Raw genomic sequence first — 14,772 nt, forward strand, 5'->3', positions numbered from 1 at the left:
CTGCCGGGAATATCCCGGCAGCCTTAAATATTTATCGTATACCCTTCATGAAATTTTGAATCTTAGAAGAGAACAGGAAGAGAATTAACGCGAGCACAATGGCAACTCCGCCGATGACTCCGAAGTACAGCATTTCGGTATCCGGGGTATAGAACTTCACAATCTGAGCATTAATAGCTTGTGCAGCGGCATTGGACAAGAACCACATGCTCATCATCTGAGCAGTAAAAGCAGCTGGCGCCAGTTTGGTTGTTGCTGATAAGCCAACAGGCGACAAGCATAGTTCCCCAATGACGACGATAAAGTAGCTGAGAACCAGCCATAATGGATTCACCAGTGAATTGGCTCCACCGAAGTAGGCCGGTACCAGAATCACTAGGAAGGACAGACCGGCAAACAATAAACCAAGCGAGAACTTTTGTGGAATCGTTGGTTGGCGGTTACCGAGCTTTAACCAAAGCCATGCAAATGCAGGTGCAAGGGCGATAATAAACAGCGGGTTAAGCGATTGGAACCATGCTGGAGAAATGTGTATGCCTGCAAAGTCCAATTGGGTACGCTTATCAGCAAAGCTTGCTAGAACTGTTGAAGTTTGTTCCTGAATCGCCCAGAACATAATCGAAGCAATAAATAAAGGGATGTACGCGAGAATCCGTGATCGCTCTACAGCTGTTGTTTTGGGACTGCGGTACATCACAATGAAGTACATTGTAGGAATAAGTAGCCCTAACACCCCTACGATTTTAATGAATGTCTCAAAGGTGAGTACTCCAGTAAGAATGCCAACCGTAACTAATACAGCAAGCACAATTAGTCCAATGCCAATCCAAGTAAATAATTTTTTCTTTTGTTCGGCTGGAATCGGGTTGCGTACAATCGTACCTGCCAGACCTAGATTTTTGGTGCGAGTCACTACGTAAACAACTAATCCAATAAACATGCCCACCGCGGCAATCGAGAAACCGAGATGGAAATTATTCATACCTACAGCGCCTACAATCAGTGGAGAGATGAATCCGCCGAGATTAATACCCATATAAAAAATGCTGAAAGCAGCGTCGCGGCGGTTATCTTGTTCGCTGTAGATTTCGCCTACAATACTTGATACATTGGGCTTAAGAAGTCCGGTTCCAAGCACGATCATAATCATCGAAGCGAAGAATAGTGTGGCATTCCCCGGTATGGCCAATAAAATGTGCCCAAACATAATTAGAACGCCGCCGTAAAAAACTGCCTTCGAAGTCCCAAAAATTCGATCCGCAAGCCATCCACCTATAATTCCAGACATATATACGAGTGATCCGTAGATAGACATAATTGAAAGGGCCATATCCTCTGGAAATCCGAGCCCGCCTTTGCTTACTTCATAATACATGTAATAAACAAGGATCGCTCTCATGCCATAATAGGAAAAACGTTCCCAAAATTCAGTAAAGAAGAGTGTAAATAGTCCCTTAGGATGTCCGAAAAATCCGGTTTGCGGGACACTATCTACAATTTTTTGCCTGTCTGTTGCTGACATGAATCAAATCCCCCTTGATGCTAATTGCTCTTTTCATGAAGTTAACACAACTCTTACATTACCTTAATATTTATAATACCCTCATGAGGAAAATCACAACCCTTTGGCGAGAAGGTTCTGAATAACGTCATATTTTTTAGTAATATTTCCAGCGGAAATGGGGAATTAACTTTTACTGTATTTTCAGTACGGATGAAAGTTGTTAAAAATTATAGTTGATTTTAAGTTGCATTATTTAGGAGATGAGCATATACTCTAATCAAGAAAGTGATTGATCAATAACCTAATTAGATCTAGGTTACGTAAGGAGATTATCATGACAACAGAATCTAGTTCCGGTCGCAAGAAATCGGATGAATCGGTCACCGTAAACCGCCGAGAACAAATCTTGGAGGCAGCGGTTGTTGTATTCGCCGAGAATGGCTACTACCGAGCTACAACAGCACAGGTTGCGGAAAAGGTAGGTATTTCTCAGCCCTATGTGTTCAAGGTGTTCAAGAACAAAGAAGAATTGTTTGTCGCTTCCCTGGAACGGGCTTTTGAGCGGATTATTCGATCATTTAAAGGCGTAGAAGCCCCCGCAGATCAAGTGTTAAAAGAAAGTATTAAAGTATACGAGTTGTTGATGGAGACACATCCGAATGAAATTATTTTGCAAGTTCAGGGGTTAGGGATTCGCGATGAAATCATTCGTGAAGCCATGCAAAAGGGAATGCTGGAGATCACCAACGTTGTGCACGGGAAGTTTGTCGCTGCTGGCATCGAGCAGCCTGAAGTAGAGGTAAGCACCTTTATGGCCAATGGTATGCTCTGCAATATTTCTATGGCCCTTGGAATGCCAGAGTTGAAGCCGAAACATCGGAAAGAGTCCTAGAGATGAAGATACGTTGTAACATCTAAGAGCTTCGGTTCTTAGATGTCTGAGTACTAGTTAGTGATTAATCAATAACAATAATAGGAGGAATGATTTATGTTAACAAAAGCGCTTGTGCTTGGTGCAACCGGGGGAACAGGGACGGTAATTATCGCTGAATTATTAAAAAGAGGGATAGAAACGGTGGCCTTTGGGCGATCGATTCCCAAGCTGGAGAAGCTGGCAGCAAAGCTGGGTAATCCCGCCGCTCTTAAGCTAATGGCAGGGGACGTATTTAATACGAAGGATATATTATCAGCTGCACAGGATGTGGATGTTATTTTTCATAGTGCATCTGTTCCGTATAATGAAATGAGCACACGACTGTTACCTATGGGAGAGGCGGTCATGGAGGCGGCTAATAAGCTGGGGATAAAGGTTGTCGCAGTGGATGGCATTTATCCTTATGGAAGAAGACAGAATGACAAGCCAATCGACGAGGAACATCCGAAGAATCCACATACAAAAAAAGGTAAAGTGAAACTTGAGTTTGAACAAATGTTTTTTAGCCAGCGTTGGAGTAAAGCACAGCGGCTCATTGTCCGTTTACCGGATTATTATGGACCTACCGCCAATGAGGCTTCCTATTTAGGATCGACTCTGGCGTCCATCGCTGCGGGTAAACCTGCAGTGTTCATCGGAAATATGACCGTTGCCCGTGAGTATGTGTATTTGCCGGATGCCGCTGTCATGATTGTTGAGCTCGCTATTAGAGATGAGGCTTATGGTCAGAATTGGAACATTCCGGGGGCAGGCACAATCTCAGGGCGAGATATCGTTAGAATAGCGCAAGCAGCAAGCGGCTCTAAGAAGCCCGTTATCTCTTTAGGAAAGGCTGGACTATCGCTGCTCGGTGTATTTGTTCCAGTCATGAAAGAGATCGTTGAGATGCTCTATTTAACCAAAGAGCCTGTGGTCCTAAGCGGTGGTAAATACGAGCGTGTTGTGGGTCCAATTCCCGCTACTCCTTTTGAGCAAGGGATAACAGAGACTGTTCAAGCTCTAAAGAGTCGTCAGTCAAGGCAGAATAAAGAGCCAGGCTCATTGTGAAAGATAGAATAAAAGGCAAACTTATGATACTATTTACTCCTATATAGAAAGAGGACGTGAGCTAAAATGATCAACATAACTATGCCCAATGTGGATGTTAGTATTACTAAACAAATCAACCCGCAGTTAAGCAATATCTACGGATTCACTGATTTCCATCTGATTCCAAGAGATTACGGTGGTATCTTTATGTTCTACAATGACCAAGATGAGTTGTTGTTTGTAGGTAAAGCGAGAAAGCTAAGACCCAGAATCAAAAAACATTTTGAAGATACCGTATCTGATATTAAGCTGCATCGGGACGAGGTCACCAGAATTGATGTAAGTTTAATCGAGAGCCCCGTTCATAGAGAGATCTACGAAACGTATATCATTAATGAATTGAAGTCTAAATACAATGTAGATAAAGTGATGTTCAGATAAGTTTAAGGAAGAGGCGCCGTCTAATGACGGTGCTTTTTTTTTATGTACAAGAAGATAGGAATGAAATAAGAGTATCGGTACACACTATACAAGATTGTTAATAGATGCTAAAAGGAGATAGGTCATATTGAAGCCTAAGTTTTTGATTGCGAAGTTAGTTTTTGTGTGTATGTTCCTTGTTGTTAGTGTAATGCCTGTAACTGCCGATGCTGCAGCCAAAGAGAAAAAGAGTTCACACAAGCAATGCTTTACGCCCTCTGTAATAGAGCTTAAGGATAATCTTAGGAAACTATGGAGCGACCATGTGATATGGACGAAAAACTACATAGTTAGTGCCTTTGCGAATTCCGAGGACAAAGAGAAGGTACTGGCAAGGTTGCTACAGAATCAGCAGGAGATAGGGAATGTTTATAAGCCGTATTACGGTGAGGCAGTAGGTGATAAGCTAGCTCAATTATTGCGGGAGCATATCCTTATTGCCGGAAAGGTAGTTGCTGCTGCACTAGCAGGTAATCAGGCGGATTTGGAAAAATACAATAAAGAGTGGTATGACAACGCTGACGACATTGCTAAGTTCCTTAGCGCACAGAATCCCAAATATTCGTATGAACAATTGAAAGAGATGCTTCATGAACATTTGGAGCTAATAACGGATGATGTGACAGCTAGAGCTAAAAAGGATTGGGATGCCGAGATCGTCGCTTTCGATAAAGGGCTCGAGCATATGATTATGTTTGGAGATATACTAACCGAAGGTATTGTTAAACAATTCCCCGATAAATTTAATTAAAACCAGAGCACCCGCAAGGGTGCTTTTTTCTTGTTATTGGCAAGAATTTAGGTCTTTTGATCCAATTCAAAAAGTTAGATATAAAGGCTCACTTACAGACAAGACAAGTAAACTATAATAGACTCGTGGGCACTCGACATTTTTTGACATTTTTTTATAATTGAGGTGATAAGATCAATGATTTCTCCCTTTTTTAAAAAGAAAGATTCAGTGGATAAGCAGTCCAAACCGGGTATGGTTCAAAAGGTGCAATTATCAGAAGAGCAGGGCGAGGAAGTAGAGGAACAGATTGCTGGCGAGACTTTAGCAGGAGTGGTTACTACAGGGAAAGCGTCGCTTGATAAAAAATCACTCGATTTGATCTTCTCCGTGGAGCAGATCATTCAGGCCAGACAGCATGCTGAGACGAATATTAATGAACTTCAGGATCGGTTGACTCATTCCAGCAGCCATGTTGAACGTTTGAACCGGGACATGAAGAATCTCAATAAAGTGATTGAGGAAAGAGAGAAGAACGTTCGAGAGCTTGAGCATAAATTGATTGAGAAGAATCTGAAAGTCGATCAAGTGCTGGAAGATTATCGGGAGCTTCAGACTACCCTTACTGCAGAGATTGAAGAATTAAAGAGTACGATCGATCTGGAGCATCAAAAGTATGTAAATCTGATCCAAAAGCATAACGAAGCTCATGCAGAGAAGCTCAAGAAGATGAATGATCTGGAAGAGAAGCTTGGACGGATTGAAACTGAGAACGCGCATTTAAGACAGAAATACGATACGATCCGCCAAGAAAAAGCATATCTCTCCGGTATGATCAGCGATTTTACCAATCGTATGACCGTTCCTTTTGGGAATGGAAGCACACTGGCGGGACGAAATGACGAAAACGGAGATACATAAGATTCATGGCAATGAATGAACCGAGCACTGTTCTAATGATTGAGTTGCTGTCGCTTGAGCATGAACAGGCCGGTTATCAGATTGAAGTAGGTTTAACCCGTGATATTGGGTATGCCAGACGCATGCTAAACATAGACGAATTTACATATGAACAACTAAACGCGCTGGCTCCCTTTTTCGGGGAAAGAATGAGATTGTCATTGTATCCGAAGTGGGATCCATTTCGCAACAGTTATTACAGCACACTGATTATTATGAACCAAACCTTCAGCGAAACCATGTATTTTGCCTGCTCTGAATATTATGTGTCTCAGCTTCTTCAATTAAAGCAAGTGAACGATCCCCATGTACAGGAAGAGATTACTGTTGAAACTACGCCACCCTCTATACCTCCAGCACGCAGGCTAAGAAAGAAGAGCAAAAAACGGGTTGGAAGACTTAGACTGCAGAGTATCATGTTCGCTTGTTTAGTAGTTATATTGTTGTCTCTTCGAATGGGTGGTCAAGATATGGACCGTGCAGAAGGATTGGAAGGTCCCTCACTAGGCGCCAGCGCTGAGGGGATCGAGAAAATAGTCTCGCTACCGTTCATTCCTCCTATTGGTAAGATAGAAGCGAGCCCTAGCCAGCAAGAGGAGTCTGAGCCTACGCCAGAACCTTCTAAACCTACACCAGAACCTACAGAGCCTCCTCAAGAACAAACACAGCGGTATGAGGAGATTAAATTAACCGGGAATAAATACACCTATAGCCTGCCGAAAGGTTACGTGGCCTTGTCATTTGATGATGGTCCGTCGAAGTATACGAAAGAAATCGTAGATATTCTAGTAGAACATGAGGTGGCAGCCACCTTTTTATTTGTTGGGAATAAGGTCGCTCATAATGTGGAAGCGGTTAAGTATGCGAGTGAACATCAGATGTCGATTGGAAGTCATTCGTGGGATCATAGCAAGATGACCGACAATGGGGCTAACGAGAATCAGAATAATTTGGCGAAGGCTAACCAGGCATTGGAGCAAATCATTCAATCGCCGATTACTGTTTTTCGGCCGCCATATGGTGCGATTAATGATAAGTTAGCAGCCAAAGTGACAGAACAGCAGATGAAAGTATTGTTATGGAATCGTGATTCCGAGGATTGGAGACGCAAGACCCCGGAAGACGTCATTCAATTTGTTCATCATACTGATCCGTCCGGTGCTGTATATCTTTTTCATGAAAAGAAGATTACCGTAGAGGCATTGCCTGCTATCATTCAGTATCTAAAAGGCAAAAACATGAAATTCGTCATTTTTAAATAACATCAATGATCCATGATTGGGTCTTATCTTAGAATAAGAGTAGCTGTTACAGGGTTATGATCGCTGTGTTCAAAAGATAGGTCATGGCCCTGTACGCCACTTATTGTGATATTCGGTGAAACTAGGAAGCCATCAATTACAGCCCGGAAATTCACACCTTCTGAATAAGCTACATCAAGTGTCCGGACGGACGGCACTTTAGCATCGACAGCCCATTGAAAGCCCTCCGGTTTGAAATCTTCAGGGAACTGCTGCAGCCATTCTGGCCAAGCTTGTGTAGTCTCAAAGGCCTCAGGGGTTGTGCCCGGTAATGAATGATTCCAGTCTCCGCCTAAGATGAGGTAATTGCCTTTATCATTCTCTCTCTGAATATAAGTAGAAAGATATTCTAATTGCTGCTTGCGAATCGTTCCCCCTTGGTCAAAGGCTGATAAATGAAGGTTGATCAGGATCAGCTCTTTCCCGTTATCGACGGGGAATCTGCTCTCCAAAAAGGCGCGGTCAAGTTCAAATAGTTGACGAGGCCAGCTTTCTTTTCCCGGAAGATCATATCTAACGTTACTTGTGCTACCGAATTTAGATAAGGTTAATAAACCGCTATTTACTGAGCCCATCGGATCAAGAACGGGAATCGGTACCCAAGGCACCTTGTAGTTCGTTGCGAATACGTTGCTGTAATCAGAGAAGGTATTCGATAACAAGGAGACCTCATCTATATGGTTGCTACGAGAAGAATCGAGATCTACCTCCTGCAACATAAATAAATCTGAGCCTGAAGTGGTCATTAGAGAGGCTATTGCCACAAGATTTGTCCTCGTTTGTTCCTCGCTGCTTGAACGTGATTTGGTCCCGCCATCCATAAAGAAATCCTGATCCTTATCCAGCCCAGCATAGCCAATATTAAAGGTGGTTATTGCAAAAGGTTCTCCCTGCTTCATCATTTGTTCCTGATTATGGTTTACCGTTAATGGAGTAGTCTCCTTCGGCTTATAATCGGTAATGGTAATATACAGTAAAAAGCCACCAAAGATTAGAACGGCAGCTAGAAGGGCAAAACCGATGATTTTTATTGTGGTTGAGCTCATTTGATTCGATCTCTCCTCAGATGTAATTTCATAGAACGGACTTCTAATGGTGTAAACTTCGACGCTTCGCTACAACTCCCCTTGTTTAAATAAAAAAAATTTGAGACAATGAGTAGTGATGGACTGAACTTTAATGTTTTGAAAAGAGGATAACGAATGAATATGGAATCCATTTATGGATTAACTTTTGATCAACTGGCGGCATGGCTGTTAGAACGTGGACATAAAAAATTTCGAGCTACGCAGGTCTGGGATTGGCTTTATCGGAAGCGGATTACAGAATTCTCAGAAATGCTCGATGTAAATAAAGATTGTGTAGAATTATTGGAGCAGCACTATGTGATCCATACGTTGGAAGAACATGTGAAGCAGGAGTCTGCGGATGGGACGATCAAGTTCCTATTCCGTTTGAAGGATGGCAACCTGATCGAGACGGTGCTCATGAGACAGAAATACGGTTTGTCCGTATGTGTCACTACTCAGGTTGGATGTAATATCGGCTGCAGCTTTTGTGCTAGTGGACTGTTAGCGAAAAGTCGTGATCTTTCCAGCGGTGAAATTGTAGAGCAGATTATGAAGGTTCAGCAGCATTTGGATGCAGCAAACCTCGAACAAAAGGTTAGTCACGTTGTAGTCATGGGAATTGGCGAACCGTTCGACAACTTCAAGAACCTGCTCGATTTCTTATCGATTATTAAGGACCACAAGGGACTAGCCATCGCAGGAAGAGGTATTACTGTATCGACGAGTGGGCTTGCTAACAAAATCGTTGAATTTGCCGATGCGAATACACAGGTGAACTTGGCAGTATCGCTTCACGCGCCTAATAATGAGCTGCGGACGAAGATTATGAAGATTAACAAGGCCATTCCAATTGAGAAGCTAATGGAGTCCATAGATTATTATTTGGAAAAAACAAATCGCAGAATTACGTTAGAATACATTCTGATGAAGGATGTAAATGACGGCAAGGAGCACGCGCTTGAGCTGACCGAGCTAATCGGCGACCGGCGCCAGCTCGTCAATGTGAACTTGATTCCTTATAATCCAGTCGATGAGCACAGTCAATATCAAAGAAGCGAGCGGGAGACCGTACGAGCCTTTTTTGATACCTTGAAGAAGCAGGGCGTCAGCGTAAGCACTCGTCTGGAGCATGGTGTAGATATTGATGCTGCCTGCGGACAATTGCGAAGCAAGCAGATCAAGAAGTCGAAAGCTATGGCTTGAGGGACGGGCGACCCCTTCATGCAGCTTTTTGTGATACAATGACGTGGCAGGTATTAGGAAAAGAGGTTGATTGAGCAATGTTGACATTTACAAGCTACAACGTGGAGAATGTTAAAGATCCTTTTGGTATACTAACCGGTAAACGGTATGAATTCGTGGTTCAACTGGATGTTCCAGAAGATGATGAGCTCTATGTAGAGAACGGAGTATCCGCTAGAGCGATTATTAAAGTGGATGAAGATCAAGTTAGCATCGTGAGTTATGATCTACAGGAGACAACAACAGGTCAGTTGCTTGACTTTGATATGGAAGAGGACGAGGAAGCAGCATTACTCCTTTTCTGTAAAGAGCATTTGCCAGAATAATGATGCAGCATTGACATCCTTGCCCAATGTTCAATTGTGGCAGGGATTTTTATTTAAATATAAGAAAGTATAGGTTTTGCACCTATACTTTAATTTTTATATTTCTCGCTTAAACGCTTACCGTCCTTACAAGGACGCCGAAGGCGTTTATGCTTGTCGCATGAATGTGAAATATAGGTTAAAATATTAAAAAGCATCCAAAATAGGAGTTGTATACATGTCTAATGAAGAAGTGTTCTTGACCAAAGAAGGATTGGCTCAATTAGAGGAAGAACTGAAGGAATTGAAGGGCCCAGGGCGCAAGGAATTGGCAGCACGGCTCAAATTGGCAATCAGCTATGGAGACTTGAAGGAAAATAGCGAGTACCATTCGGCCAAGGACGACCAATCGTTCATGGAGACTCGTATTATGATTTTGGAGAAAATGCTGACCAAAGCCAAGATCGTAGATGAGAGTCAGATGGATCTGTCAAAGGTTAGTATGGGTTGTATCGTTACCCTGAACGATATCGAATACTCCGAGAAGATTGAATATAGAATTGTAGGGGCTGCTGAAGCAGATGTCCTAAACAACAAGATTTCCTATGAAAGTCCGCTGGGCAAGGAATTGCTGGGTAAAAAAGTCGGGGATATCGTTAGTGTAAACGCACCAATGGGTATCATCAAATATGAATTGCTTGAAATCAAAATGATGTAACACATGATAAAAAGGTCTCAACCCCGTTAAAGGGGTTGAGACCTTTTTTAATTATAGGTAATGGCTATTGTGTATATTGATTTCAGATCTTAGACGTCTTGCTCTGTTGCGCTTATAGTTTAGAGTAACTTAGAGCAGAGGAGTACTGTTCATGATCCAGAGCGTGTTATCAACGTTGTATCAAGTCATCGTGCCATTATCCATTCCGGTGATCGTCGGTGCACTGCTTGGACGGTTTAAGAATTTGGATACCAAGCCGTTATTGACGCTCTATTTATACTTTTTAACACCGGCTATTATTCTTAATACACTGGCTACGGCCGAGATTTCTATGGATGATATTTACAAGACGCTCGCTTTTTCGCTGCTAAATCTGTGCTTTTTATGGGCGATTGCAAATATCATCGGAAAGTTATTGAAGCTCGGCCCCTCTGAAATATCGGGATTGACTCTGGTCTCGACATTTACGAATAGTGTGAATTATGGACTTCCCTTGGTGTTGCTGGCTTTCGGACAGCTTGGGCTCGATAAGGCTTCTGTGTATGTGATTGGGCAGATGATTATCGTGAATACTGTGGGCGTTTATTTTGCGGCTAGATCGCAGTTCTCGGTGAAAAATGCGGTAAAGTCCGTGTTCTCTCTCCCTGCCATCTATGCAGCTATGCTAGCACTTTTTCTTAGAATATTTGACCTGCATTTACCTTCTGAGCTTGCTACAGGGGTCTCCATGGTTGCCGGAGGTTATTCACCAGTCGTACTGGCGATTCTGGGTGCACAGATGGTCAAAGTACGAACCATGTCATCTGAACGTAAGGGTCAGTCTACTTTTTGGGCAGGGATGATCATTCGATTAATCTTAGCTCCACTAGTGGCCTACCTCGGATTATCTATTCTGCATATTGATGGTATTTTATTCTCTGTGCTGCTGATTCTGGCCTCCATGCCAGTTGCCGTCAACGCGGTGGTATTAGCGGAACGATTTGACGCCTCTCCAGAGCTGGTATCCAAATGTATTTTATGGACGACGCTTGCTTCCTTTCTTGTGTTGCCGATCCTTATTGTGCTAGTGCAAAGGGCGTAAAGACAAAAAGGACCCCTCTTTCATTTCTGAAAGATAGGGTCTTTTTTTACTGTTACTTAACCTAGTGCTTAATCTCTTAGAAGTCGAAATTATCAGGGTCAGGACCTACCCGTTGATCTTGGTTCAGGGCGTTGATTAGATTCATATCCTCTTCTGTTAACAGAAAATCAAACACATCTACGTTTTCGATGATCCGGTGCTCTTTAGTAGACTTTGGAATGGTAATAATTCCACGCTGCAGGTCCCAACGGATAATCACTTGAGCTACGGATTTACTGTATTTAGCTGCAATTTGTTTCAGTACAGGCTGATCCAACAATTGCCCTTGCATTAATGGAGACCAAGCCTCCAGTTGAATTCCTTGTTCCTGGCAGAAGCTAAGCAGCGCTTGCTGACTCAAATAAGGATGGAGCTCCACTTGGTTTACCATCGGCTTAATTTCCGCATCCTTCATCACATCTTCAAGATGATGGATCTGGAAATTGCTGACCCCAATCGCTTTTACGCGTCCCTCTTTATACAAGGTTTCAAGTGCTCTCCAAGTCTCTTTATATTTTCCTTTTACAGGCCAGTGGATAAGATATAGATCAAGGTATTCAAGTCCAAGCTTAGCTAGGCTAGCTTCGTAAGCGGCAATGGTTTCTTCGTAGCCCATATCTGCAGTCCAGACCTTTGAAGTTACGAAGAGCTCTTCTCTGGACAGGTTGTTGTCCTGCAAAGCTTCTTTGATCGCTTGACCTACGCCAGTCTCATTCTGATAGATCGCTGCTGTATCGATGCTGCGGTAGCCGTGTGCAATAGCAGATTTGACCGCTTGGATCAGCTCAGAGCCTTCTTCGACTTGAAATACACCAAGTCCAAGCCAAGGCATGTTTACCCCGTTGTGTAATGCAGTTGTATCCTGTAGATGTTGAGCCATAATAAAATTACCTCCTGAGATATTTAAAAGTTTGATTGGTATGTTAAGGCAAGGCTGATTAAGCAGCCTCAGACTGGAGAAGAGTCTCATCTTTCTTCTCCAGCGCACGACTCCAAGCGGTTAGGAATACAGCGGATAGAACCATTATAGCACCCACCCAAGTGGTATGAATCAGTCCCATATGATCCGTCACAATACCGCCAAGATAGGCGCCAATGGCGATACCAGCGTTAAAAGCAGCAATATTTAGCGCAGAAGCGACGTCTCTCGCACTCGGAGCATATCGATCTGCAAGTGTAACTACATGTACCTGTAGACCGGGTACGTTCATGAAGGCTAACAATCCCATAAAGAAGATCGTGAGTAATGCAGCCACTTTATAGGGTGCAGTAAAGGTTAAGACGAACAGTACAACAGCTTGTATAGCAAACATGTAGAACAGGGCATTCATAGGTTTACGGTTAGCTACTTTGCCTCCAATGACATTGCCAATGGCAATAGCTATGCCATATACAAGAAGGATGATGGCAACGGTACTCTCTTTGAAACCGCTGATTTCATGAAGAAGTGGAGATAAATAAGTAAAGACTACAAAGGTACCTCCATACCCTAAAGCAGTGATTGCGAAGGCAAGCAGTAACCGTCCGTTCTTCACGAGTTTGACTTGTTCGCGAAGCGGTGTTCGGGTTCCTTTGCGCAGCCCTGTGGCAGGGACCAAGATCAGATTACCGATGAGCGCTATAAGCCCGATGGCAATAATGGCGATGAATGCAGCTCTCCAGCCTAACTGTTGCCCTAGAAAGGTACCCAGTGGCACACCGGTAACAGTAGCTACGGTTAGCCCTGTGAACATGATCGCAATAGCGCTGGCTTTACGATTCTCAGGCACAAGGTCGGCGGCAATGGTCGAAGCAATCGACATGAACAGACCATGCGAAAGGGCAGATATTACTCTAGCTATTAGCAGAATTGTAATACTGTCCGCAGCCGCGGCAAGGCTATTGCCGATAATAAATACAATCATAATGATAAGCAATAATGTTTTGCGCGATATCGCCGTGGTCAGCGACGTTAAGATTGGGGCGCCAAAGGTTACCCCTAAAGCGTACAAAGTAACAGTTAATCCAGCTGTGGTCAGCGGTATATTCAGGTCATCGGCGATTAAAGGCAGCAGCCCTACACTGATAAACTCGGTGGTTCCGATCGCAAAGGCGCTAATGGCTAAAGCCAGGAGTGCCAGGGTACTTCTTTTTTGGTTTAACAACATGTCTCTCACTCCTACACTCTGATAATCACCGGCCGGTAAGTGCAATTATGAAGGCATGAGTCATTTAAGTATAGTACGTACTTTAAAGTGCTATAGGTACTAAAAAGTACCTATAAGAAATCACCTAAGGATATTGTCATCCATTCCTAGAAAATTATCCGCAAAAAAGCGTTGGGTCTCCTTCAGTTGAAGGGAATGCCAACGCTTTGATGATTGATCTATTATGTTCAGTATGTTATTCGAAGCTGTATTTGATTCCCCATTGTTCTCTAACATTACTCATAATGTCCATGACATCTAAAGAGAGATTAAGGGTTTCCTGGTTGCCTTTTGCCGCGATATAGCGCTGCATATCCTCGATTTCGTATTGCAGCGCTTTGGAAGTATCGCCGGCTTCAATCGTTTCTAGGGTGCCATCTAAATATTGAATCGTAGCTTTGGAGGCCCGTGGGAAATTATCTACGGTAATAAAGCCAAGTTCTCCAGCAACGACGCCGCGTTTAGGCATTTTGGAGCGCATGGTAAGGGAGATGACCGCCATTTCATCCGCATCGTTGTTCAGAATGATTCCGGATTGTTCATCGACGCCTGTCTCAAAACGTTTCACTGTCGTTAGAATTTCCTGTGGCTGTTTGGACAGGAAGAATCTTGTGAAGGACAAGGCATACGTCCCAATATCCAGCAGCGCCCCTCCAGCCAAATCTTTGCTGAAGAAACGGTTGTTCACATCATATTCTTTATGGCTGCCAAAGGAGACTTGCACCATTTTGAGGCGTCCGATCTTACCTTCATCCACGATTTTCCGTAGCTTTTTGTACAGTGGCATATGGTAGATGGTCATAGCCTCTGCGACGACTAAGCTTTTTTGTTTAGCAAGCTCGGCGATTTCCTGCAGTTGTTTGCTATTTACGGTGATCGCCTTTTCACAGAGGACATGTTTGTTATTCTGCAAGCTTTCTATGATGTATTCGTAGTGGTTACTATGTGGTGTTGAGATGTAGACGACATCAATTTCTGGATCTTGCAGCATTTCGCTGTAATTGCCATAAGCCTTCTCCACTCCATATTGGCTCGCGAACGCCTGGGCTTTCTCTAAGGTTCGTGATCCTACCGCATATAAAGTTCCGCCGATGTCATTTAGAGCAGCCGCAAATTCAGTAGCGATACTTCCCGGGCCGATGATTGCCCACTTCAGATTGTTCATGGTTAGCACCTCGCCTGTTTTGATTGTT

15 protein-coding genes are annotated in these 14,772 nt (G+C 43.3%); 10 read left to right on the forward strand and 5 right to left on the reverse strand.

The window, feature by feature from the left end; all coding sequences use genetic code 11:
• Positions 1 to 31: 31 nt before the first annotated feature.
• Positions 32 to 1,522, reverse strand: a complete 1,491-nt coding sequence (locus MKY52_RS10100) for a peptide MFS transporter (RefSeq protein WP_341051181.1) — start codon at positions 1,520 to 1,522, stop codon at positions 32 to 34.
• 316 nt (positions 1,523 to 1,838) lie between these two features.
• Between MKY52_RS10100 and MKY52_RS10105 the strand changes: the two genes are divergently transcribed.
• The 6 genes from MKY52_RS10105 to MKY52_RS10130 all read left to right on the forward strand — a co-directional run bounded on the left by MKY52_RS10105 (position 1,839) and on the right by MKY52_RS10130 (position 6,899).
• Positions 1,839 to 2,396, forward strand: coding sequence for a TetR/AcrR family transcriptional regulator (locus MKY52_RS10105; protein WP_341051182.1), 558 nt, complete (start codon positions 1,839 to 1,841; stop codon positions 2,394 to 2,396).
• Between the two features lie 96 nt (positions 2,397 to 2,492).
• Positions 2,493 to 3,485, forward strand: a complete 993-nt coding sequence (locus tag MKY52_RS10110) for an NAD-dependent epimerase/dehydratase family protein (RefSeq protein WP_341051183.1) — start codon at positions 2,493 to 2,495, stop codon at positions 3,483 to 3,485.
• Positions 3,486 to 3,551: 66 nt separating this feature from the next.
• On the forward strand, positions 3,552 to 3,908 hold the full coding sequence (locus tag MKY52_RS10115; protein ID WP_042192814.1) for a nucleotide excision repair endonuclease: 357 nt from the start codon (positions 3,552 to 3,554) through the stop codon (positions 3,906 to 3,908).
• A 127-nt stretch (positions 3,909 to 4,035) separates the two neighbouring features.
• Positions 4,036 to 4,698 carry a glycosyltransferase gene (locus MKY52_RS10120; protein ID WP_143759242.1) on the forward strand — a complete coding sequence of 221 codons (663 nt, stop codon included), beginning with the start codon at positions 4,036 to 4,038 and terminating at the stop codon, positions 4,696 to 4,698.
• 177 nt (positions 4,699 to 4,875) lie between these two features.
• Positions 4,876 to 5,598 carry a hypothetical protein gene (locus MKY52_RS10125; protein WP_341051184.1) on the forward strand — a complete coding sequence of 241 codons (723 nt, stop codon included), beginning with the start codon at positions 4,876 to 4,878 and terminating at the stop codon, positions 5,596 to 5,598.
• Positions 5,599 to 5,603: 5 nt separating this feature from the next.
• Positions 5,604 to 6,899 carry a polysaccharide deacetylase family protein gene (locus tag MKY52_RS10130; RefSeq protein ID WP_340973413.1) on the forward strand — a complete coding sequence of 432 codons (1,296 nt, stop codon included), beginning with the start codon at positions 5,604 to 5,606 and terminating at the stop codon, positions 6,897 to 6,899.
• A 23-nt stretch (positions 6,900 to 6,922) separates the two neighbouring features.
• Here the strand turns inward: MKY52_RS10130 and MKY52_RS10135 are convergent, their stop codons facing one another.
• The gene (locus MKY52_RS10135) at positions 6,923 to 7,984 is read right to left on the reverse strand and encodes an endonuclease/exonuclease/phosphatase family protein (RefSeq protein WP_341051185.1); all 1,062 of its coding nucleotides are present in this window, start codon (positions 7,982 to 7,984) and stop codon (positions 6,923 to 6,925) included.
• A 156-nt stretch (positions 7,985 to 8,140) separates the two neighbouring features.
• Here MKY52_RS10135 and rlmN point away from each other — a divergent pair, with 156 nt between their 5' ends.
• The 4 genes from rlmN to MKY52_RS10155 all read left to right on the forward strand — a co-directional run bounded on the left by rlmN (position 8,141) and on the right by MKY52_RS10155 (position 11,354).
• A complete protein-coding gene (rlmN, locus tag MKY52_RS10140) occupies positions 8,141 to 9,211 on the forward strand; it encodes a 23S rRNA (adenine(2503)-C(2))-methyltransferase RlmN (protein ID WP_042131555.1) in 1,071 nt (356 codons plus the stop codon).
• A 77-nt stretch (positions 9,212 to 9,288) separates the two neighbouring features.
• A complete protein-coding gene (locus MKY52_RS10145) occupies positions 9,289 to 9,576 on the forward strand; it encodes a DUF6509 family protein (RefSeq protein ID WP_042192802.1) in 288 nt (95 codons plus the stop codon).
• 217 nt (positions 9,577 to 9,793) lie between these two features.
• The gene (gene greA / locus MKY52_RS10150) at positions 9,794 to 10,273 is read left to right on the forward strand and encodes a transcription elongation factor GreA (protein WP_042131553.1); all 480 of its coding nucleotides are present in this window, start codon (positions 9,794 to 9,796) and stop codon (positions 10,271 to 10,273) included.
• 151 nt (positions 10,274 to 10,424) lie between these two features.
• Entirely contained in the window at positions 10,425 to 11,354 is a 930-nt protein-coding gene (locus MKY52_RS10155; protein ID WP_341051186.1) for an AEC family transporter, read from the forward strand.
• Between the two features lie 76 nt (positions 11,355 to 11,430).
• On the opposite strand, the gene MKY52_RS10160 is transcribed toward MKY52_RS10155, so the two are convergent.
• The 3 genes from MKY52_RS10160 to MKY52_RS10170 form a co-directional block, all read right to left on the reverse strand.
• Positions 11,431 to 12,273: an aldo/keto reductase gene (locus MKY52_RS10160; RefSeq protein ID WP_076298011.1), complete on the reverse strand. Its 843-nt coding sequence runs from the start codon at positions 12,271 to 12,273 to the stop codon at positions 11,431 to 11,433.
• 58 nt (positions 12,274 to 12,331) lie between these two features.
• On the reverse strand, positions 12,332 to 13,540 hold the full coding sequence (locus tag MKY52_RS10165) for an MFS transporter (protein WP_341051187.1): 1,209 nt from the start codon (positions 13,538 to 13,540) through the stop codon (positions 12,332 to 12,334).
• Between the two features lie 235 nt (positions 13,541 to 13,775).
• Positions 13,776 to 14,744, reverse strand: a complete 969-nt coding sequence (locus MKY52_RS10170) for a Gfo/Idh/MocA family protein (protein ID WP_341051188.1) — start codon at positions 14,742 to 14,744, stop codon at positions 13,776 to 13,778.
• Between the last annotated feature and the right edge of the window lie 28 nt (positions 14,745 to 14,772).

The sequence above is a fragment of the Paenibacillus sp. FSL P4-0184 genome (assembly GCF_038004625.1).
GTDB lineage: Bacteria > Bacillota > Bacilli > Paenibacillales > Paenibacillaceae > Paenibacillus_AQ.

Bases quoted from the DNA above. Each gene is read 5' to 3' on its own strand.
- MKY52_RS10145 (WP_042192802.1), top strand. From the start codon at position 9,289: ATGTTGACATTTACAAGCTACAACGTGGAGAATGTTAAAGATCCTTTT.
- MKY52_RS10160 (WP_076298011.1), bottom strand. From the start codon at position 12,273: ATGGCTCAACATCTACAGGATACAACTGCATTACACAACGGGGTAAAC.
- MKY52_RS10130 (WP_340973413.1), top strand. From the start codon at position 5,604: ATGGCAATGAATGAACCGAGCACTGTTCTAATGATTGAGTTGCTGTCG.
- rlmN (WP_042131555.1), top strand. From the start codon at position 8,141: ATGAATATGGAATCCATTTATGGATTAACTTTTGATCAACTGGCGGCA.
- MKY52_RS10170 (WP_341051188.1), bottom strand. From the start codon at position 14,744: ATGAACAATCTGAAGTGGGCAATCATCGGCCCGGGAAGTATCGCTACT.
- greA (WP_042131553.1), top strand. From the start codon at position 9,794: ATGTCTAATGAAGAAGTGTTCTTGACCAAAGAAGGATTGGCTCAATTA.
- MKY52_RS10105 (WP_341051182.1), top strand. From the start codon at position 1,839: ATGACAACAGAATCTAGTTCCGGTCGCAAGAAATCGGATGAATCGGTC.
- MKY52_RS10100 (WP_341051181.1), bottom strand. From the start codon at position 1,522: ATGTCAGCAACAGACAGGCAAAAAATTGTAGATAGTGTCCCGCAAACC.
- MKY52_RS10165 (WP_341051187.1), bottom strand. From the start codon at position 13,540: ATGTTGTTAAACCAAAAAAGAAGTACCCTGGCACTCCTGGCTTTAGCC.
- MKY52_RS10115 (WP_042192814.1), top strand. From the start codon at position 3,552: ATGATCAACATAACTATGCCCAATGTGGATGTTAGTATTACTAAACAA.
- MKY52_RS10110 (WP_341051183.1), top strand. From the start codon at position 2,493: ATGTTAACAAAAGCGCTTGTGCTTGGTGCAACCGGGGGAACAGGGACG.
- MKY52_RS10155 (WP_341051186.1), top strand. From the start codon at position 10,425: ATGATCCAGAGCGTGTTATCAACGTTGTATCAAGTCATCGTGCCATTA.
- MKY52_RS10125 (WP_341051184.1), top strand. From the start codon at position 4,876: ATGATTTCTCCCTTTTTTAAAAAGAAAGATTCAGTGGATAAGCAGTCC.
- MKY52_RS10135 (WP_341051185.1), bottom strand. From the start codon at position 7,984: ATGAGCTCAACCACAATAAAAATCATCGGTTTTGCCCTTCTAGCTGCC.